The following is an 18,838-nucleotide window of genomic DNA, read 5'->3' as shown; positions in this document are numbered from 1 at the left end:
CGCCGCGCATGGCAACGGGGAAACGGGAAAGGGAGGCGTCTAGGGTCGCCCCATGGCCGACGACAAGGAACTCCGCGCCCGCTGGCACGCGACCCTGCTCCACGCGAGCGAGGGAACCCCCGACCCCGCGCCCTACGCGGACAACCTGCTCGCGCGCTGGGCCGAGCCGCAGCGGCGGTACCACACCACCGCCCACCTGACGGCGGTCCTCGACCACATCGACGTACTGGAGGAGCACGCCGAGGACCCCGAGCTCGTACGGCTCGCGGCCTGGTTCCACGACGCGGTGTACGCGCCCGACCGCTCCGAGAACGAGGAGCGCAGCGCCCGCCTCGCCGAACGCGCCCTCCAGGAAGCGGGGTTGGCGCCCGACGCGACGGCGGAGGTGGCCCGCCTCGTCCGCCTCACCGTCACCCACGACCCCGCCGACGGCGACCACAACGGCGAGACGCTGTGCGACGCCGACCTGGCGATCCTGGCCGCCGCCCCTGACGCGTACGCCGCGTACGCCGCCGCCGTACGCGAGGAGTACTCCTTCGTGCCGGACGAGGACTTCCGCGCGGGCCGGGCGGCGGTGCTCCGCCAGCTCCTGGAACTGCCCAGGCTGTACCGCACCCCGTACGCGAGCGCGCGGTGGGAGGACCCCGCGCGCGCGAACCTGGCGACCGAAATTGATCTGCTGAGCGTCTGAAGCTCCCGTACGCTCCCCGCATGCTTTTCATGGGTGGGGACCAGGTCGAGGAAGCCGCGGCGCACGCGGCGAAGGTGCTGCGGGCCACGGTGGGGCTCGACTGGAGCGTCAAGGCGGGCGGCGACTGGAGCTGCCTGGAGACGGCCGAGCACGTCGCCGGAGTCCTCGTCGCGTACGCCGGACAGCTGACCGGCCGGGCGACCGACGGGTGGGTCCCCTTCGAGATCGCCTTCGACGAGGGCTCGGGCCCCGATGACGCGATCCGCGTCATCGAGTCGGCCGGCGGCCTGGTGTCGGCGGTGGTGCGGACCACGCCGCCGGGGGTCCGGGCCTACCACCCGTACCCGCACGGCAGCGCGGACGCGACGGGCTTCTCGGCGATGGGTGTCGCCGAATTGCTGCTCCACACGTACGACATCGCGCAGGCGCTCGGCGTGGACGCGGAGCCGCCCGCCGCGCTGTGCGAGGCGGTGCTCGCCTGGCTCTTCCCGCAGGTGCAGCCCGCGCGTACGCCATCGGACCAGTGGGCGACGCTGCTCTGGGCCACGGGCCGCGGCGCTCTGCCGGGGCGCCCGAAGCGCGACCGGTGGCGTTGGCACAACCCTCTGGAGATCCCCGCCGGGCGGACCGTCCTGCGGGAGGTGTCCCCCGCTGCGGCGGCCGATCTCGCCGTGGGCGGCACGGGGGGTCTGACCTGGATCGAGGGCGGGCCCTTCGACGGGACGCGGACGGCCGCGGAGATGATCACCAAGGCCTACGCGTCCGGCGTCCACCGGCCCGAGTGGGGCATGTTCGCCCTGGTCCGGGTGGAGGACGAGGTCGCCGTCGGCGGGATGGGCTTCCACGGACCGCCGGACGAGGAGGGTGTCGCCGAGGTCGGCTATGACCTGGCGGTCGGCGCTCGGGGCCGGGGTTACGCCTCCGAGGCCCTCGCCGCCCTCTCCGAGTGGGCCCTCGCCCGGCCCGGGACGTCGTCCCTCCTGGCCCTCGTCGAACCGGAGAACACGGCGTCCCAGGCGGTGGTCTCCCGCGCGGGATACGTCCGCGTCTCGGACCGCGAGGACCTGCGCGCGTACGTGCGGCGCGCCACCGCCTGGACCGCCGCTCGCTCAGAGGCGGCAGCTGATTTCGAGGCCGTCCTCCACGGGGAACGTGACGCTGTGGTAGCCGTTGGCGGTGTCGCGGACGTGGTCGATGTAGGGGACGAGGTCGGAGAAGTCCACGTCGTCGGCGACGACGAGGGTGCCGGGGGCGATGTGCGGTTCGAGGAGTTGCAGGACGGGCAGGCAGAGGTCCTTCCACCCGTCCAGGAACAGGAAGTCGACCGGCTCGCGTAGCTCGGCGAGCGTCTCCAGGGCGTTCCCCTCAAGGACGGTGATCACGTCGTCGAGGCCGGTGGCGGCGAAGGTGTCGCGGGCTGCGGCCGCCTTGGCCCGGCTCATCTCCGTGGTGATGACCTGGCCCGTGCCGTTGTCGCGAACGGCCGCGGCCAGGTGCAGGGTGGAGATGCCGTACGAGGTGCCGAACTCGACGACGGTCGTCGGCCTGGTGGCGCGGACGAGGTTGTAGAGGAGTCGGCCGCCCTCGGCGGAGACCGGCATGTAGATCTCCTTCGCCGCGTCGGCGTATTCCTGCGCCGACAACGCCGCCCGGTCGTAGGACGGGACGCTCCGCATCCGTGCCGCGGACTCACCGTCACGGGCGGCGGCTTCGAACATGCGGGTCAGGGCGGCGGAGACACGTGGTTCCGCGAGGGTGTGGGCCTTGGTGGGCATGGTGCTTGCTCCTTCTCGGGGAGGGGGGAGGGGGGAGGGGGGAGGGGGGAGGGGGGAGGGGCGAGGGGGGTACGGCCGTCTCGTCAGGCCGTGTAGGCGCCCGCGGCGATGTCCGCGAGCAGGGTCGGCCCGGCAGGCTCCCAGGAGAGGAGCCGCCTGGTCGCGTCGGAGGACGCGGTCATGGTGGAGGCGAAGAAGCCGCCGACGAAGCCGAAATGGGCTCCGGCGTCCTGCCGCGCGACCGATTCGACCGGCAGGCCGAGGCTGCGGCCGATCGCCTCGGCGATCGCCTTGGTGGTGACGGCCTCCTCGGCGACGGCGTGCAGCCGCGTCCCCGCGGGTGCCTGCTCCATGCCGAGGCGGATGAGGCGGGCGGCGTCGTCGCGGTGCACCGCGGACCAGGTGTCGGAGCCGTCGCCGACGTAGCCGGAGACTCCCTGCTTACGGGCCGCCGCGGTGAGGAAGTTGACGAACCCCCAGTCGCCGCGGCCGTGAACGCTCGGCGAGAACCGGGTGATCACGGTCCGCACGCCCTTGGCCACGTAGTCCAGGGCGAGGTTCTCGCTGCCGCCCCGGTTGGAGTCGGGGCCGATGGCCGGAGAGACGTCGTCCTCCGTGGCGGACCGGCCCTCGACGAGGCCGGAGAGAGGCGCGGCGACGACGAACGGGCGGTCGGTGCCGGTCAGGGCGTCGCCGAGGGTCTGTATCGCGGCGCGTTCGGAGCGGTCGGACTCGGCGGGGTTGCCCCAGTCGTGCTTGTTGGCCAGGTGGATGACCGCGTCCGCCTGGGCGGCTCCTCGCCGCAGCGAGTCGAGATCGTCCAGGTTTCCGCGGACGACTCCGACGCCCTTGGCCGCGAGAGCCTGCACGGCCTCTTCGGACCGGGCCAGGCCGATGACCTGGTGGCCCGCCGAGAGGAGCTCGTCGACGACGGCGGAGCCGATCCAGCCGGTCGCTCCAGTGACAAATGCACGCATGAGCGTGACCTCCTTCGCCCTGAGAAGGGCATGTGAATGATGGGAATGGGTGGTGGTGGGTGGTGGGTCGTGGGTGGTGGGGGTTGCCCTGATCGCGGCGTCGGCGTTCGGCGCCGAGTCAGGTGGCGTGTGGTCCCGCTGCCGCGGCTACCGCGGGACGGTGGCGGTGCGGTGGGCGCGGCGTGCGCCCGCGACGACGACGGCTCCGGCCATGAGCACGACGAGGGCCGCGGCGCGCAGCGCGGTGTTGGCGCCGTGGGTGAACGCTTCGGTGACGGCGGTGTGATCGGCCGGGGCCAGCGTGAGCGCTTCCTTCACCGTGCGCGGGAGCGGCGTGTGCCGGCTGAGGTCGTCGGGCAGGTGGCGCGTGAACCCGGCCGTGAGGATGGTGCCGACGACGGCCACGCCCAGGGCGCTGCCCAGTTCGCGGGTCGCGGACTGCAGGCCTCCGGCGATGCCCGCCCTCTCCACGGGCAGGGCGGAGGCGATCGACGCGGTCAGACAGGGCGCGGCCAGCATGATGCCGAGCCCGATGACGAGCAGACCGGCCGCGTACACGGGGTAGGCCATGGTCGATGCGTACGAGAGGCCGAGCAGTCCCGCGCTGGTGAGCGCGAAGGCCGCGGAGAGTGTCGCGGGGATGCCGACGCTGCGGATGAGCCCGGGAACGTAGCGAGTGCCCAGCAGGATCGGGACGGTCAGCGGGACGATCCCGAGCCCTGCCTGCAGTACGGAGAAGCCGCGCCCGTACTGCAGGAGTGAGGCGTTGACGTAGAAGAGCCCGAAGTTCCCGAAGAACGTGATGGTCATGCCGAGGGCGGCGCTGCTGAGTGCCGGGCTGCGGAACAGCCGCGGGTCGAGCATGGGGTGGGGGACGCGCAGTTCGACACGTACCCAGCACAGGCTCAGCAGGACGCCGCAGGCGAAGGCGGTCAGGACGGCCGTGCTGCCCCAGCCCTGTTCGGGCCCTTCGATGATGCCGATCAGCAGCGCCACGACGGCCGCCACGAACAACAGCGTGCCGGGCACGTCGAGGGTGCGTTCGTGCCGGGAGCTGCGCGGCGCCGACCGTGCCGCCCATGCCGCGCAGCAGGCCGCGATGAGGGCGACCGCCACGAACAGCGCGCGCCAGGAGCCCGTGCTCAGTACCGCGCCGCCTCCGACGTTGCCGACGACGCCCCCGATGCCGGAGGCCGCCGCCCAGATGGCCAGCGCGTGGGGGCGCCGTTCCGGGGCGGTGGCGTGCAGGAGGATGCCGACGCAGTTGGGCAGGACGCACGCGGCGCCGAGGCCCGTGATGGCGCGCCCGATGAGCATGACCGTCACGTTCGGCGCCATGGCCGACACGACGGCGCCGAACGCGAATATGCCGAGCCCCGCCATGAGGACGCCCTTGCGGCCGAGTTTGTCGCCGGCCGCACCTGCGGGGATGACCAGGCAGGCGAAGATCACGACATAGGCGTCGACGATCCACAGCAGGTTCGACGAGGTCGGTCGCAGTGAACTCGCGGCCAGCTGCGGCACCGCCAGGTTGATCGACGCGACGAATCCGACGACCAGGGCGGTGCACACGCTCACGCAGGCGAGCACCGGGCCGGACCGCTGCGCGGGGCGCAGGGCGCCTTCGAGTGTGGGAGCCACCATTGCTCTCGATTCCTTCTGGGATTGCGGTACATGAAGCACGGCATACGACGCACCGCATACGAAGCACGGCCGGAGACTCGTAAACGACTAACGAGTCACCGTGCACCGTAAAGGTAACACATACGAGACACCGTGACTCGTATAGAGTGGCGGCATGGTGGATGGAAGCGGCCGCGGCAGGCCCCGCAGTGAAAGCGCACGCGCCGCCGTGCTGCACGCCGTCGACGATCTGCTGGTCGAGGTCGGGTACGCGGCCCTGACCATGAAGGGCATCGCCGAGCGGGCGGGCGTGGGCCGTCAGACCGTGTACCGCTGGTGGTCGAACAAGGCGGAGGTTCTCTACGAGGCCAGCGCCATCGACGCCCGGCAGGAACTGTCCGTGCCCGGCAGCGACGATCCCCGCAAGGACCTCAAGGCGTATCTTGACGCCCTCGTCACCTTCCTGTCCCGCTCCCACGCGGGCGCCGCCTACCGCGCCCTCCTGGGTGAGGCCCAGCACGACGCGGACGTCGCCGCGCTGCTCGCCTCCCGCGACATCCTCGGGGAGAGCGCCGCGGAGGTCGTGGAAGCGACACGGAAGTCGAGCGGCACCGCCCTCTCGCTCGAACAGGCGACCGCGCTCCTGATCGGCCCGCCCTTCTTCCACATCCTGTCCGGGCGCGGCGCGGACACCATCGACACCGAACAGCTCACGGAGCAGTTCATGCGCACCCTGAACCATCCGGGGACGTGAGACGCCCGGCCCGGCGCGGGTAGGCACGGCGCGGGTGGGCACGCGCGGGTAGGCACGGCGCGGGAACCACCCGCCACAAGGAATGTCAGCCGCAACCCGAGCGTTCAGAACTGTTATGCCGAACCCCGACCCGAAGGCCTTGATGAAGGCCCCAAAGGCCCCTGCCCCCACGGCCCCCGAGCCAGGGAAAAGCGGGGGCCGCACCACCCGCATGCCCATAGCCGTCTACATCCTCGGCCTGGCCGTCTTCGCCCTCGGCACGAGCGAGTTCATGCTCTCGGGGCTCCTGCCGCCCATCGCGGACGACATGAACGTCTCCATCCCCCGCGCGGGCCTCCTCATCTCCGCCTTCGCCATCGGCATGGTCATCGGCGCCCCCCTCCTGGCCGTGGCGACCCTGCGTCTCCCCCGCCGCACGACCCTCATCACCCTCATCACGGTCTTCGGCCTTGGCCAGGTCGCCGGTGCCCTCGCGCCCACGTACGAGATCCTCTTCGCGTCCCGCGTCGTCAGCGCGTTCGCCTGCGCCGGGTTCTGGGCGGTCGGCGCGGCCGTCGCCATCGCGATGGTGCCGATGAACCAGCGGGCCCGCGCCATGGCCGTGATGATCGGCGGCCTCTCCATCGCGAACGTGCTCGGCGTGCCCGCCGGTGCGTTCCTCGGCGACAACTTCGGCTGGCGTTCGGCCTTCTGGGCGGTCGGCGTCGCCTCCGCGATCGCCCTCGTCGGCGTACTCACGCTCATCCCGCGCATCCCGCTCCCGGCCAAGAAGCCGCGCCTCAAGCAGGAGTTGGCCATCTACCGCGACCGGCAGGTCTGGCTCTCCATCGCGATCACCGCGCTCGCGGCGGGCGGCGTCTTCTGCGCGTTCTCGTACCTCTCCCCGCTCCTGACGGACGTCGCGGGCCTCGACAAGGGCTGGGTCCCGACCGTCCTCGGCCTCTTCGGGGCGGGCGCGCTCCTCGGTACGGTGATCGGCGGCCGCTTCGCCGACGCGCACCTCTTCGGCGTCATGCTGAGCGGCGCCGCGGCCTCGACGGTCTTCCTCGTGGCACTCGCCCTCTTCGCCGGTACGGCGCCCGTGGCGATCGCCCTGTCCTTCCTCATCGGCGTCTCCGCCTTCTACACCGCCCCGGCGCTCAACGCCCGCATGTTCAACGTCGCGGGCGCCGCCCCGACCCTCGCGGGCGCGACCACGACGGCCGCGTTCAACCTGGGCAACACGGGCGGTCCGTGGCTGGGCGGCACGGTGATCGACCTGAAGCTCGGCTACGAGGCGACGGCGTGGGCGGGCGCGGCGATGACGGCGGTGGCGATCATCGCCGTGGCCGTCTCCCTCCGCCTGCACCGCAGGACCCCGAGCCGCGTGATCACCACCTCCTCCGCCCCTTCCCCCAACCCTGCCGAGGACATCACCAAAAGCCCCTCCTGGAACTAAAGTTGACCGAGCCACGGAAATCAGGGAGATTCCGGGGCCCAGGGACCAGGGGTGGGGCAGATGACGACGGCGAACGACGACGCGACGGACCGGATCGAGGGCCAGTCGCTGGCCTTCTGGGTCGAGGCGACCGACGAGGACGACACCCTCATCGGGACGGACGGCGGCCCGGGAGGCGACTCCAAGGGACTCTTCAACCGGGACGGCGACGCCGTGCTGCGCGCGGTCCCGCTCGGCCCGCTCCGCAAGAACCTCGCGGACACGGTCGACGCGCTGCAGCAGCTGTTCAAGGAGGTCGCCGAGCGCGACGACACGCTCGCATTCGCCGAGGCGCAGCTCTCGTTCCAGGTGACGGCGAGCGGCTCCATCCAGCTCATCGGCACGGGACAGGTACAGGGAACCAGGGGCCTCACCCTGACCTTCAAGCGCCCCACGACCTGAGCGCGCGGCCGTGCCACAGCACAAGGCCCTCCTGATCGGGGCGAGCGACTACGACGAACCGCGCATCGACAGCCTCCCGTTCATCCAGGACGATCTGCTGCGGCTGCGCGACATCCTCACCGACCGCGGCTTCCAGTCGGTGGAGATCGTCGAGAACAAGCGGGGCATCATCCCCAGCGCCGTACACGCCCAGGTCCGCGGGTTCCTGCGGGACGCGAGGCCGGACGACACGCTGTGGATCCTGCTCAGCGGGCACGGCCACCACTTCGAGGGCCAGGACTACCTGATCCCCGAGGACGCGACCTTCGACGTCGAGCCGTTCTCCGACACGTGCATCGAGATCGGCTGGCGCAAAGAGCTGGAGGAGTCGCGGGCGGCCCACGTCGTCTTCCTCGTCGACGCCTGCCGCGAGGGCATCCAGCGGGACACCAAGGCGGGCCCGCCGGGCATCCAGAGCTGGTCGCGCCGGAAGATCGCCGCGTCGCTGCGCCGCAAGGTCGCATACGTGTACGGGTGCTCGGCGACTCAACAGGCCCTGTTCGTGCGCGAGTCGGAGACAGCGGCTCCCGGCGCCGACACGGGCATCCCGCCCGGCGAGTCGTTCAGCCTCTTCACGCGCGCCGTCGGCGACGTGATCACGGAGAACCCGCACGCGATGCGCCTCCAGGAGTTCTTCCAAGAGGCACAGGCCCGGGTCACCGCCCTGCACGGCGCGTACAAGCAGTACAAACAACGGGACCGCGCCCCGCAGCAGATCAGGGTGGTATCCGAACTCGCGCCTGGCGAACAGGACTTCCCCCTCCTCCCCGGCCCCGACCGGCACACCGAGGCCCACCCGTGGATACGCTCGGTCGCCCAGCACCCCGTGTGGCAACGCACCCGCCCCGGCCCGGCGCGGGACGCCCTGCACGAACTCTGCGGCACCCTCGCGAGCAGTCTCGCCGCCGGGTACGAGATGGCGGCGGCCGCCCTGCGCGACGACCCGTGGCACGACTCCGAACTGGCCCTGCGCACCCACGACAGGCTCGGCTTCCTCACCCACCGGCTCGCGGACGGCGTGGAGCTCTCCCCGTCCGAGGCGGCCCTGGCCGTGCTGCTTCCGCTGGTCGAGCAGACCTTCTGGACGCAGGAGGCGGACCGGCGCCGCGACGTCCTGGCCGACGACGGGAAGGGCCCCGCCCCGGACCGGGACCGCTTCCGCAAGTTCGCCCAGGGCTTCCCCCGGATCAAGCGCAGGCTGCGCGCCCTGGAGCAGGCCAAGGTCACGGACGGCTCGGTGGAGCGGATCCGCTGGTGGCTGTACCACCGCTGGCTGATCCAACAGCCGGAGGTATACGCGGCCGAGTCCCTGAAATTGCTGGTCGGCGTCCCGGCGAACGCGTCGGACCATCCGCGCTGGGTCACCGAGTCGCTCTCCGAGAAGCGGCTGATGCGTTTCCTCCAGGAGCACCGCGCGGCCCCCTTCGCCACCGCACGGGGCGACGGCCTGCACGACCGCGACACGGTGGCCGCGAGCGCGCGCGACGAGCACGAGGTCCGCGAACCGCTGGTCGCGGCGCTCACCAAGGCGGCGTACGCGATGGCGGTGGACCCCGTCGACCTCCCCGAGATCGTCGTGGAACACCTCGGCATCTCGGACAGCGTGAAGCTCGACGAACTCCTGACCACAGTGCGCGGCTCGGACTGGCGCACATCAGGCACGGGCCGCTCCCTCAACGCGGTGTGCGGTCACCCGGCGGTGCAGATCGCTCTGCGGGAACACGCGTCGCGGGTGGACGGCCTGTTCCGTGACATCAACAAGGCGAACAACCCGACGCTCGCGCCGCTGGGGGCCTTGCCTCCTTATGCGGACGGCTCGCGGGTCCGCCTGGGCGGCAACACCCCGGAACAGCTCTCGGACGGCATCCGCTTCCAGTTGGCGGAGGACCGGGTCCAAGAGCTTTTGATGGGCGAGGAGTTGTACGGCGAGCGGGATCTGGCGGTCCGTGAGGTCTACCAGAACGCGCTGGACGCGGTCCGTTACGCCGACCGCCGCCGGGAGTACCTGCGCCGCACCGGCCGGCCTGCCGCCCCCTGGGAGGGGAGGATCGACTTCGTCCAGGGCGTGGGGGACGACGGCCGCCCCTACCTGGAGTGCCGCGACAACGGCATCGGCATGAGCGTACGAGAGCTGCGCGACGTCTTCTCCCAGGGCGGGGCCCGCTTCGTCGACCTGCCCGAGTACATCGAGGAGCAGGCGGCCTGGGCGGAACTGCCCGACCCGAAGATCGAGCTGCACCCCAACTCCCGTTTCGGCATCGGGGTGCTGAGCTATTTCATGCTGGCCGACGAGATCGTCGTACGCACCTGCCGACTGGGCAAGGACGGCCGCCCCGGACGACTGCTCCAGGTGTCGATCGCAGGGCCCGGCAACCTCTTCCGGGTCGAGGACCTGGGCCCCGGGGATGAGTGCGGCACGACGGTACGCCTGCTGCTCACCCGGCACAGAGGGCCGGTCTCCTGTGTGGACGTACTGCAACAGGTGCTCTGGGTGGCCCCGTACCGGACGACCGCGGAACACGGCGCGCGCCGCCACGTGTGGGAGCCGGGCGAGCCCTCGCCGACGGGGATGGAGCTGGTCCAGGCGTCGCCCGCGCACTCTGTCCCCATGGACGAGCGCGGCAGCACCGTCCTGCCGTCCTGTGACCCGGATCTGTGGTGGGTGGACGGCCGGGGGTGGATCCTGGCGGACGGCCTGTGGGCGTCGACAGGCTTCACGAGCGCCATCTACGGCTTCATGCTCAATCTGTACGGCGAGCAGCAGCCCGAGCTGACCGTCAGCCGCTTGGCCATTCAGGACTACGACTGGGATCACGTCAAGAAACGGATCAGCGCGGCCGCGCCCAGTCTCTTCACCGCCCGACAGCCCATGGCGACGGTGCAGTGGCTGGCCCGGCTGAGCGAGATGTCCATCGCGCTGGCCGACCGCGTCGCCGCCCACGCACAGGACGCGGACGTGCCCTGGAACCTGGGCGACGGAACCGTGTTGCCCTATGGCAAGGTCGGCTCCTTCCTTCCCGACGCGGCCCTGCTCCCCCTGGTCACCGGCGAATTCCTCGAGCAGGACGACGCGCACGCCGCGTCGTACGTGTGCAACATGCCGTCACCTGTGCTGCGTTGGCGGCTGCTTGCGCTGTACCGCGCGGGGCTCGGCGCTCCGCTCGCCGCCGAGGTGCCGCAGTCACCGGATCCGTGCGCCCGTCCGTCGGACCTGGCGCTGCTCAGCAGGGACGGCAGGTTCGAGCGCTGGGACGAGCGCTTCGCCGCCTGGCAGCGGGGCCCCGGCACGGAATCCAAGTCCGGGCCACAGCCCTCACAGACCCTGCTCGGTTCCGGCGCCCCCAGCCTCAAGCTGCTTTTTTCCTGGTGGGATCCGGACCGCACGTTCACCGCTGCGGACGTCTTGACGCGTGTCGCGCGCACTGAGCTGCCCGCCTCGGAGGTGACCGCCCGCCTCACCGCGCTCGGCTACCGCGTCGAGCCTCTGCACGCGTATGAGGCCGTGCGCTGGGAGGACCTCAGCCTGCTGCGGCCCATCGCCGGCATGAGTGACTGGCTGGCGCCGGGAGCGGAACTCACCGCCGCCCAGGTCTGTGTCAGCGCGGCGCAGGCCGACTGGCCGACGTCACGGGCCGCCGAACGGCTGCGCGAACTGGGCTTCACCATGCCGTCGGACATCCCCGACCAGGAGACCTGGACCGACGAGGAGATGACGGTGCTCCGGAGTCTGTGGGCGGCGTACTTCGACACCCCGGCCCCCGACCGGGCCCACGATATTTCGGCGGCCCAGCTGGCGGCCGTGGCCTGCGCCTCCGGCTCTTCCGTCCGGCAGACCGCCGAACTGCTCGGCGGGCTGGGCTTCGACGTCGAATCCCCGGAGACCGAGCTGTCCGACGACGACCGGGCGATCATGAACTACGAGGGGGTGCAGCCCAAGCCGGACCGGCCTGTCCCCTGGGCCTATGTGACGGCCGCCGGGCGTCGGTTCGGATCGGTGCGGGACACGGCAGAGCGGCTGCGGGCGATCGGCTTCGACGTCTGCCCCGAGCGGCCGGTCGACGAGCAACTCTCCAAGAAGGACATCGAGTTCCTCGGCCCGCTGGTGCTATACGGCCCGGAGGACGGACCCCTGCCCCTGACCGATGTGGCAGAGACGGCACAAGATGCGAATGTCACGCTGGTCGAGGCGGCGGACCGTCTGACGTCCTTGGGATACCCCTGCGCGCCCGATCAGGCCACACTCGGCGCACTGCGACCTCAGGACGTCGTCGTCGTGCGCTACGGATACGGCGTGCCCGACCCGGAGAGCCACGGCCTCGTCTCCCTGCCCGACCAGTACGCCGCCGCCCTGCACACCGGTCAGTTCGGCCTGGGCATCGACAACATGTCGCACATGCTGTTCCGCCTCGGCTACGAGCTGGCACCCGTCACCCAGGCCTGGGGCAAGGAACGCAACGCCGAATGGGACCTGACCCGTGCACTCCAGCCCCCCGGTGCCGACGCTCTCACGCTCACCGAATGGAACGACGTCCCCCTCTCCCTCGCCGCCCTCGCAACCGTCGCCGCCCGCCTCTCCCTCCCCTTCCACGAGGTGGCCCGCAAAGCCACCGCCCTGGGTCTGCGCCACGAGGCGGAAGGCTGGTTCGCCCCGTAAGCCTCCGCCCCCTCTCTACTCCTACGAACAGGCACCGTGCGGTGGACAGCAAACTGCAGCAGAAGCTCCGCGAACGCCGGGAAAAGGCCGCTCTGGAGGCCATCGCCGGAAAGCTCTCCCGCTTCAGCCTCGGGCTCGGGTCCGTTCCCGGCGGGGAGCCGCCGTGGGTCAGGGCGGCCATCGACCTGTCCCAGGACATCCGCACAGACCCGGACGACGTGATCAGCGATGAGACGGCTTCCGGTGAACTCGACGCATGGATCCAGGAATTGCTGACCCGTAATGGAGTGGCGGGGCACTTCTACGTGAAGACCCACGTGGCCCGCGAACCGTGGGTGGAGTGCCGTGTCGCCGAGGGAGGCGAGAGCGGTGAGGGCGGCGACGGCTGGGCCGCGCTCGTGCGCGAGGCGATCGAGGATCCGTGGATTTTCCTCTCGGCGGACCTGAGCAGGCTGATCATCATCTGCGAAACGGAGTACCACTTCGCGGCGTACGCGAGCCGGGCTACGCCGGACGCCCCTTCGGCCTCCGCAGCCCCGCGTCCGTAAGCCTGCGCACCAGTTCCTTCGAGCCGATCTCGACCGCGCCCGCGCGCACCGCGTCCTCGTAGCGGTGCGAGGGCAGGTCGTAGTGGTCGCGCTCGAAGGCGCGCGGCGGGGCGCCGATGCCTGCCGCGAACGCGTGCAGTTCCTCGTACGAGGAGTCGCTGACCAGGTGCGACCACATGCGCCCGTGGCCCGGCCAGGTCGGCGGGTCTATGTAGACGGTCACGCCAGGCCGCCCGTCGGACCGCTCGCCGGACCGCCCGTCGGACCGCCCGCCAGGCCGCCCACCGGGGCCACGATGACGGTCGCCTTGGCGCACACCCAGTGCGGGTCCGGGCCGAGCTCCGGTTCCACCTCCAGGGCGTGCGGGTCGTCCGCGCCGCAGACCGGGCAGAGCGGCCAGCGGCCGTAGCGCTCCAGGAGTGCGTCCTGTACGTCCTGGGCGACGAGGCCCGCGACGTACTCGACGCCCTCGGGCCACTGCTCGACCCACCAGCGGCGGTGCACCACCGACTCCTCGACCAGCGAGACGACCTCGGCCTCGGCGACCTCACCGGCCACGAGATCGGCGATGACAAGTGCGCGAGCGGCGTGCAGCGCCTGCTCCAGAGGGTCGATCGCTTCCATGCAGCCATTGTCCACCCCACGCACACCCCGCCGAAGCCCGCGCGCGACCTCCGAAGATCCATCCGAGATCGGGACCAAGACCGGGGCCAAGATCGGGGCCAAGACCGGGACCGAGATCGGGACCAAAGGGGTCTTGACCGACCCCCGGTATGAAAATATCTTTCAGGCGTGACCAATGACGTGAAGGAAATTTTCGCTGGCGCGGCGCCCCCCGCCCCGGCCGCCCTCGCGGCCAAGGTGCGGACCCTCGCCCCGTCCATGACCCGCTCCATGCAGCTGGTCGCCGAAGCCGTCGCCGGCGACCCCGCGGGCTGCGCGGCCCTCACGGTCACCGGCCTCGCCGAACTCACCGGCACCAGCGAGGCCACGGTGGTCCGCACCGCCCGCCTCCTCGGCTACCCCGGCTACCGCGACCTGCGGCTCGCCCTCGCCGGGCTCGCCGCCCAGCAGCAGTCGGGCCGCGCGCCCGCCGTCACCGCCGACATCGCCGTGGACGATCCGATCGCGGACGTCGTGGCGAAGCTCGCGTACGACGAGCAGCAGACCCTCGCCGACACCGCGGGCGGACTCGACACCGTCCAGCTCGGCGCCGCCGTCGCCGCGCTCGCCGTCGCGCCCCGCACCGAGATCTACGGAGTCGCCGCCTCCGGCCTCGTCGCCCAGGACCTCGCACAGAAGCTGCTGCGCATAGGCCACATCGCCCACGCGCACTCCGACCCGCACCTGGCCGTCACGAACGCCGTCACCCTGCACTCCAAGGACGTGGCGATCGCGATCACGCACTCCGGATCGACCGGCGACGTCATCGAGCCGCTGCGGGTCGCCTTCGAGCGCGGGGCGACGACCATCGCGATCACCGGGCGGCCCGGCAGCCCCGTCTCGCAGTACGCGGACCACATCCTGACCACCTCCACCGCGCGCGAGAGCGAGCTCAGGCCCGCCGCGATGTCGTCCCGCACGAGCCAACTGCTCGTCGTGGACTGCCTGTTCGTGGGCGTCGCTCAGCGGACGTACGAGAGCGCGGCCCCCGCGCTCGCCGCCTCCTACGAAGCGCTCGCGCACCGGCACAGCCCGCGCGGCGGCAACCGCTGACACCCACCTGTCACGCCCCACCCGTCACGCCCGCACCCGCCCACCCCGCCGCACACGAAAGAGCCGCACGCATGCCCTCCACGACCGACGCCACCCCCTCCCCCAGCCCCAGCCCCTCTCCCTCCCCCACCCCCGGCAGCGGAGAGACGTACGGCGAGCTCCGTGCCCAGCTGGACACGCTCACCACCGAGGCGTTCCGGCCCGAGCTCTCCGAGATCGACCGGCAGCCCACGCTGGAGATCGCGAAGATCATGAACGGCGAGGACGCCACCGTGCCGACGGCCGTCGCCGAGCAGCTCCCGGCGATCGCCGCCGCCATCGACGGCACCGCCGAGCGCATGGCCCGCGGCGGACGGCTCGTCTACGCGGGCGCCGGAACGGCCGGGCGCCTGGGCGTGCTCGACGCCTCCGAGTGCCCGCCCACCTTCAACACCGACCCGTCCGAGGTCGTCGGCCTCATCGCGGGCGGGCCGAGCGCCATGGTCACGGCGGTCGAGGGCGCGGAGGACAGCAAGGAGCTGGCGGCCGAGGACCTGGACGGGCTCGGTCTCACCGCGGACGACGTGGTCGTGGGCGTATCGGCGTCGGGCCGCACCCCGTACGCGATCGGCGCGGTGGAGCACGCCAGGCGGCGGGGCGCGCTCACCATCGGCCTCTCCTGCAACGCGGACAGCGGGCTCGCGGCGGCGGCCGACCACGGCATCGAGGTCGTCGTCGGCCCGGAGCTGCTCACCGGCTCCACCCGCCTGAAAGCGGGCACGGCCCAGAAGCTCGTCCTCAACATGCTGTCGACGATCACGATGATCCGCCTCGGCAAGACGTACGGAAACCTGATGGTGGACGTACGCGCGTCGAACGAGAAGCTGCGCGCCCGCTCGCGGCGGATCGTCTCCCTCGCCACCGGCGCGTCCGACGAGGAGATCGAGGCCGCGCTCGCCTCCACCGACGGGGAGGTGAAGAACGCCATCCTCACCATCCTCGGCGGGGTCGACGGCCACACGGCGGCCGACCTGCTCGCATCGTCGGACGGCCACCTCAGGTCGGCACTCGACACGGCACGCACGCCCCGCACCACCACCTGACCCACCTGCCCCAGCCGCCCCGCCTCCCCTCCCTTCCCCTCCCCTCCCTTCCCCTGCCGCTGACCGAACAGCGCCACCCTGCACACAGCAAGGCATCCGCACCATGGCAACTGACAAGAACCGCGCCACAGCCGCCGCGATCCTGCCCCTCGTCGGCGGCGCCCGGAACGTCACGTCCATCGCCCACTGCATGACGCGCCTGCGCCTGGGCCTCGCCGACCGCTCGCTGGTCGACGACGAGGCACTGAAGGCGCTGCCCGCCGTGATGGGCGTGGTCGACGACGACACGTACCAGATCGTGCTCGGCCCGGGCATCGTCGCCCGTGTCACCCCGGAGTTCGAGGCCTTGGTGGCGGAGGAAGCGTCCGCGGCCCCGACGGCACCTGCCGAACACGTGCTCACCGCGGACGAGTTGGCGACGCAGGGGGCGGCCATCCGGGCGGCCCGCAAGGAGAAGAACGCCACCCCGTTCAAGCTCTTCCTGCGCCGCATCGCGAACATCTTCGTGCCGCTGATCCCGGCCCTCATCGGCTGCGGCATCATCGCGGGCATCAACGGCCTCCTGATCAACCTGGAGTGGCTGCCGGGCATCACCCCGGCGCTCGCGGCGATCGCCTCCGGCTTCATGGCCCTCATCGCGGTGTTCGTGGGCTTCAACACGGCGAAGGAGTTCGGCGGTACACCGATTCTGGGCGGCGCGGTGGCGGCGATCATCGTGTACGCGGGTGTGGCGAACATCGAGGCGTTCGGCCAGAAGCTGTCGCCCGGGCAGGGCGGCGTACTCGGCGCCCTCGGCGCCGCGGTCCTCGCCACCTACATCGAGAAGTGGTGCAGGAAGTGGGTCCCGGAGGCGCTTGACGTCCTGGTCACCCCCACCATCACGGTCCTTCTGTCGGGCCTGGTCACGATCTTCGGCCTGATGTTCCTGGCGGGCGAGGTCTCGACGGGCATCGGTACGGCGGCGAACTGGCTCCTGGACAACACGGGCGCGTTCGCGGGCCTGGTCCTTGGCGGTCTGTTCCTGCCCCTGGTGATGCTGGGCCTGCACCAGGCCCTGATCCCCATCCACACCACGCTCATCGAGCAGCAGGGCTTCACGGTCCTGCTCCCCATCCTGGCGATGGCGGGCGCGGGCCAGGTGGGCTGTGCGATCGCGGTCTACAAGCGCCTGAAGAACAACACGTCGATCCGTACGACGATCAAGTCGGCGCTCCCCGCGGGCTTCCTGGGCGTGGGCGAACCCCTCATCTACGGCGTCTCGCTCCCCCTCGGCCGCCCCTTCATCACGGCGTGCGTGGGCGGCGCGGCGGGCGGTGCGTTCATCGGCTTCTTCTCGATGATCGGCGAGAAGGTCGGCTCCACGGCGATCGGCCCGTCGGGCTGGGCGCTGTTCCCGCTCCTCGACGGCAACAAGGGCCTGGGCCTGACGGTCGCGATCTACGGCGGCGGCCTGCTCATCGGCTACGTGGTGGGCTTCTTCGCGACGTACTTCTTCGGCTTCAGCAAGGAGATGCTGGTGGAGCTGAACGCCGACACGGCCGCCACGGACGCCCCCGAGCAGGTCGTCTCGGCCTCTTCCGGTGCGGCAGCCGGGCCGACTGCTTCAGAGGCGGAACCAGCGAAGGTCTGAGGGCCTTCGTCCGCACGTTGACGAGCCAGGGCGGCATCCCACGCATGCGTGACCGGGGTGCCGCCTTTGCTACATCCCGCCCCGTCCCGCGCCACGCCATGTGTACACATGGTTGCGTACACTTGTGTCATGAGCGAGAACGTCACCATCCGTGAAGCCCGCGCCCACCTCGCCGAGGTCGTCGACAAGGCCGAGGCCGGCGAGGTGACCGTGCTGACGCGCAAGGGGAAGCGTGTAGCGGCCCTGGTCCCCATAGAGGTCCTGGACGCGCTCGACGAGGCGAGTGACGAACTCGCTGCGCGCGAGGCCGAGCAGCACCGCGACGACCCCACCGTCAGCATGGCCGAACTCCTCGCCGACCTCTTCGAAGGAGACGGCGGAAAGGGCGAGGGAAGCAAGGGCGACGTCGCGTGAAGTACGCCTTCCGCTTCACCACGTACGCGCAGCGTCAACTCCGCTCCATCGACCGACAACAGGCCATGCTCATCTTGACGGCCCTCACCGCGCTCGGCGACGATCCGCGTCGCGACGACGCGGACACCAAGAAACTCACGGGCCATGACGGTCTGCACCGGCTGCGGGTGAGCAGCTTCCGGGTCGTTTACGAGATCCGTGACGAGGTCCTGGTCATCCTGGTCGTCCATGTGGGCAACCGGCGCGACGTGTATCGCAACCTGTAAGCCGAGGCAGGAGCCGCGAAACGAGCCAGACACACGGGAAGCCGACAAGGAACCGGCAACGGCCTGACCGCCCCCTGTGCGGGACGTCAGCCGGGAAATGCCGCCGTATCGACGGTCGCCGCGAACGGATCCGGCAGCGTGAGGCTCTCCCCGAACGGCACCCGCTCGGCGTGCTTGTACGCCCCGTTCTGCGGTCCGGTGAACAAGGTGGCCGTCGGACCGTGCTCGTCGAAACGGTCCACGAGCAGGTAGGCCGGAACCGGGGCATGCGCATAGGCCCACAGCTTTTTGGTGCGGTCGTCCTTGGCGTTGCTCTGCGAGGTGATCTCGACGACGAGCAGGGCTTCCGACGCGTCCAGGGGGTCGTTGGTGTCGGGATCTGCGGCGTCCACGACCTCGCGCGGGGCGAGCACCAGATCCGGGACGTACAGCTTGTCCAAAGGGGCGATGTGGATGCCGAGGGTCTGGTAGACCCCCAGTTCATCGGGGGCGACCTGGTAGAGCACCCTCTGCAGGGCGTCCGCGATTCCGTTGTGATGCCTGTGCGGCGGCGGTACCAAGACAATCTGCCCTTCATCGATCTCGGCGTGCCAGCCCTCCGGCACATCCAGCTCACGCCACGCCTGGAGCAGGAGGTCCCACGAACGGCGGTCAGGAGCCATGTCGTGCTCGACCAGTGCTGCGGTCATCGCGGGTCCCTTCTCTTGAAGCCTGCGGCACGTGAGCGTAGATCGACGAGCCTGCGGTCGTTGACCGCTTTCCCCCAGCGTCCCACGAACGAGCGACCGAG

17 protein-coding genes and 1 pseudogene are annotated in these 18,838 nt (G+C 71.0%); 12 read left to right on the top strand and 6 right to left on the bottom strand.

Translation table 11 applies throughout. The features are described 5' to 3' along the window. Positions 1–52: 52 nt before the first annotated feature. On the top strand, positions 53–691 hold the full coding sequence (locus ACZ5CR_RS29035) for an HD domain-containing protein (RefSeq protein ID WP_468862651.1): 639 nt from the start codon (positions 53–55) through the stop codon (positions 689–691). A 20-nt stretch (positions 692–711) separates the two neighbouring features. Further along, positions 712–1,749: pseudogene (locus ACZ5CR_RS29030) on the top strand (GNAT family N-acetyltransferase); the annotation flags it as partial. Positions 1,750–1,800: 51 nt separating this feature from the next. On the opposite strand, the gene ACZ5CR_RS29025 reads toward ACZ5CR_RS29030, so the two are convergent. From ACZ5CR_RS29025 to ACZ5CR_RS29015, 3 genes are all read right to left on the bottom strand, one after another. Continuing rightward, entirely contained in the window at positions 1,801–2,466 is a 666-nt protein-coding gene (locus tag ACZ5CR_RS29025; protein WP_468862649.1) for an O-methyltransferase, read from the bottom strand. An 83-nt stretch (positions 2,467–2,549) separates the two neighbouring features. After that, a complete protein-coding gene (locus ACZ5CR_RS29020; RefSeq protein ID WP_468862646.1) occupies positions 2,550–3,443 on the bottom strand; it encodes an SDR family oxidoreductase in 894 nt (297 codons plus the stop codon). Between the two features lie 147 nt (positions 3,444–3,590). Then, positions 3,591–5,087 carry an MFS transporter gene (locus tag ACZ5CR_RS29015; RefSeq protein WP_468862644.1) on the bottom strand — a complete coding sequence of 499 codons (1,497 nt, stop codon included), beginning with the start codon at positions 5,085–5,087 and terminating at the stop codon, positions 3,591–3,593. A gap of 154 nt (positions 5,088–5,241) precedes the next feature. On the opposite strand from ACZ5CR_RS29015, the gene ACZ5CR_RS29010 reads away from it, so the two are divergent. The 5 genes from ACZ5CR_RS29010 (at position 5,242) to ACZ5CR_RS28990 (ending at position 12,940) form a co-directional block, all read left to right on the top strand. Continuing rightward, complete coding sequence (locus ACZ5CR_RS29010) at positions 5,242–5,820, top strand: TetR/AcrR family transcriptional regulator (RefSeq protein WP_468862642.1); 579 nt, start codon at positions 5,242–5,244, stop codon at positions 5,818–5,820. Positions 5,821–6,031: 211 nt separating this feature from the next. Further along, positions 6,032–7,258: a Cmx/CmrA family chloramphenicol efflux MFS transporter gene (locus tag ACZ5CR_RS29005; RefSeq protein ID WP_468862639.1), complete on the top strand. Its 1,227-nt coding sequence runs from the start codon at positions 6,032–6,034 to the stop codon at positions 7,256–7,258. Between the two features lie 60 nt (positions 7,259–7,318). After that, positions 7,319–7,699: a Pepco domain-containing protein gene (locus tag ACZ5CR_RS29000; protein WP_468862637.1), complete on the top strand. Its 381-nt coding sequence runs from the start codon at positions 7,319–7,321 to the stop codon at positions 7,697–7,699. A 10-nt stretch (positions 7,700–7,709) separates the two neighbouring features. Continuing rightward, on the top strand, positions 7,710–12,392 hold the full coding sequence (locus tag ACZ5CR_RS28995; RefSeq protein WP_468862635.1) for an HD domain-containing protein: 4,683 nt from the start codon (positions 7,710–7,712) through the stop codon (positions 12,390–12,392). Positions 12,393–12,433: 41 nt separating this feature from the next. Continuing rightward, the gene (locus ACZ5CR_RS28990) at positions 12,434–12,940 is read left to right on the top strand and encodes a hypothetical protein (protein WP_468862634.1); all 507 of its coding nucleotides are present in this window, start codon (positions 12,434–12,436) and stop codon (positions 12,938–12,940) included. On the opposite strand, the gene ACZ5CR_RS28985 is transcribed toward ACZ5CR_RS28990, so the two are convergent. Next, entirely contained in the window at positions 12,897–13,163 is a 267-nt protein-coding gene (locus ACZ5CR_RS28985) for a DUF4031 domain-containing protein (RefSeq protein ID WP_468862633.1), read from the bottom strand. The genes ACZ5CR_RS28990 and ACZ5CR_RS28985 overlap by 44 nt on opposite strands. Then, a complete protein-coding gene (locus tag ACZ5CR_RS28980; protein WP_468862631.1) occupies positions 13,160–13,564 on the bottom strand; it encodes a hypothetical protein in 405 nt (134 codons plus the stop codon). The genes ACZ5CR_RS28985 and ACZ5CR_RS28980 overlap by 4 nt, the downstream gene beginning before the upstream one ends. Positions 13,565–13,732: 168 nt before the next feature. Between ACZ5CR_RS28980 and ACZ5CR_RS28975 the strand changes: the two genes are divergently transcribed. The 5 genes from ACZ5CR_RS28975 to ACZ5CR_RS28955 all read left to right on the top strand — a co-directional run bounded on the left by ACZ5CR_RS28975 (position 13,733) and on the right by ACZ5CR_RS28955 (position 18,048). Beyond that, positions 13,733–14,656, top strand: coding sequence for a MurR/RpiR family transcriptional regulator (locus tag ACZ5CR_RS28975; protein ID WP_468862629.1), 924 nt, complete (start codon positions 13,733–13,735; stop codon positions 14,654–14,656). Positions 14,657–14,727: 71 nt separating this feature from the next. Continuing rightward, positions 14,728–15,738 (top strand): N-acetylmuramic acid 6-phosphate etherase, encoded by a 1,011-nt coding sequence (murQ, locus tag ACZ5CR_RS28970; protein ID WP_468862627.1) that lies wholly within the window; start codon positions 14,728–14,730, stop codon positions 15,736–15,738. Between the two features lie 103 nt (positions 15,739–15,841). After that, positions 15,842–17,368: a PTS transporter subunit EIIC gene (locus ACZ5CR_RS28965; protein WP_468862625.1), complete on the top strand. Its 1,527-nt coding sequence runs from the start codon at positions 15,842–15,844 to the stop codon at positions 17,366–17,368. Between the two features lie 129 nt (positions 17,369–17,497). Continuing rightward, positions 17,498–17,782 (top strand): type II toxin-antitoxin system Phd/YefM family antitoxin, encoded by a 285-nt coding sequence (locus tag ACZ5CR_RS28960; RefSeq protein WP_468862623.1) that lies wholly within the window; start codon positions 17,498–17,500, stop codon positions 17,780–17,782. Continuing rightward, positions 17,779–18,048: a type II toxin-antitoxin system RelE family toxin gene (locus tag ACZ5CR_RS28955; RefSeq protein ID WP_468862621.1), complete on the top strand. Its 270-nt coding sequence runs from the start codon at positions 17,779–17,781 to the stop codon at positions 18,046–18,048. The genes ACZ5CR_RS28960 and ACZ5CR_RS28955 overlap by 4 nt, the downstream gene beginning before the upstream one ends. A gap of 86 nt (positions 18,049–18,134) precedes the next feature. Here the strand turns inward: ACZ5CR_RS28955 and ACZ5CR_RS28950 are convergent, their stop codons facing one another. Beyond that, positions 18,135–18,737 (bottom strand): Uma2 family endonuclease, encoded by a 603-nt coding sequence (locus ACZ5CR_RS28950; protein ID WP_468862619.1) that lies wholly within the window; start codon positions 18,735–18,737, stop codon positions 18,135–18,137. Positions 18,738–18,838: the final 101 nt, after the last annotated feature.

The organism is Streptomyces sp. NPDC031274, from assembly GCF_055570235.1.
Note: the sequence above shows the minus strand (reverse complement) of the source record. Positions and strands in the feature narration are given on the sequence as shown.

Bases quoted from the DNA above. Each gene is read 5' to 3' on its own strand.
- ACZ5CR_RS29035 (WP_468862651.1), top strand. From the start codon at position 53: ATGGCCGACGACAAGGAACTCCGCGCCCGCTGGCACGCGACCCTGCTC.
- ACZ5CR_RS29025 (WP_468862649.1), bottom strand. From the start codon at position 2,466: ATGCCCACCAAGGCCCACACCCTCGCGGAACCACGTGTCTCCGCCGCC.
- ACZ5CR_RS29020 (WP_468862646.1), bottom strand. From the start codon at position 3,443: ATGCGTGCATTTGTCACTGGAGCGACCGGCTGGATCGGCTCCGCCGTC.
- ACZ5CR_RS29015 (WP_468862644.1), bottom strand. From the start codon at position 5,087: ATGGTGGCTCCCACACTCGAAGGCGCCCTGCGCCCCGCGCAGCGGTCC.
- ACZ5CR_RS29010 (WP_468862642.1), top strand. From the start codon at position 5,242: ATGGTGGATGGAAGCGGCCGCGGCAGGCCCCGCAGTGAAAGCGCACGC.
- ACZ5CR_RS29005 (WP_468862639.1), top strand. From the start codon at position 6,032: ATGCCCATAGCCGTCTACATCCTCGGCCTGGCCGTCTTCGCCCTCGGC.
- ACZ5CR_RS29000 (WP_468862637.1), top strand. From the start codon at position 7,319: ATGACGACGGCGAACGACGACGCGACGGACCGGATCGAGGGCCAGTCG.
- ACZ5CR_RS28980 (WP_468862631.1), bottom strand. From the start codon at position 13,564: ATGGAAGCGATCGACCCTCTGGAGCAGGCGCTGCACGCCGCTCGCGCA.
- murQ (WP_468862627.1), top strand. From the start codon at position 14,728: ATGCCCTCCACGACCGACGCCACCCCCTCCCCCAGCCCCAGCCCCTCT.
- ACZ5CR_RS28965 (WP_468862625.1), top strand. From the start codon at position 15,842: ATGGCAACTGACAAGAACCGCGCCACAGCCGCCGCGATCCTGCCCCTC.
- ACZ5CR_RS28960 (WP_468862623.1), top strand. From the start codon at position 17,498: ATGAGCGAGAACGTCACCATCCGTGAAGCCCGCGCCCACCTCGCCGAG.
- ACZ5CR_RS28950 (WP_468862619.1), bottom strand. From the start codon at position 18,737: ATGACCGCAGCACTGGTCGAGCACGACATGGCTCCTGACCGCCGTTCG.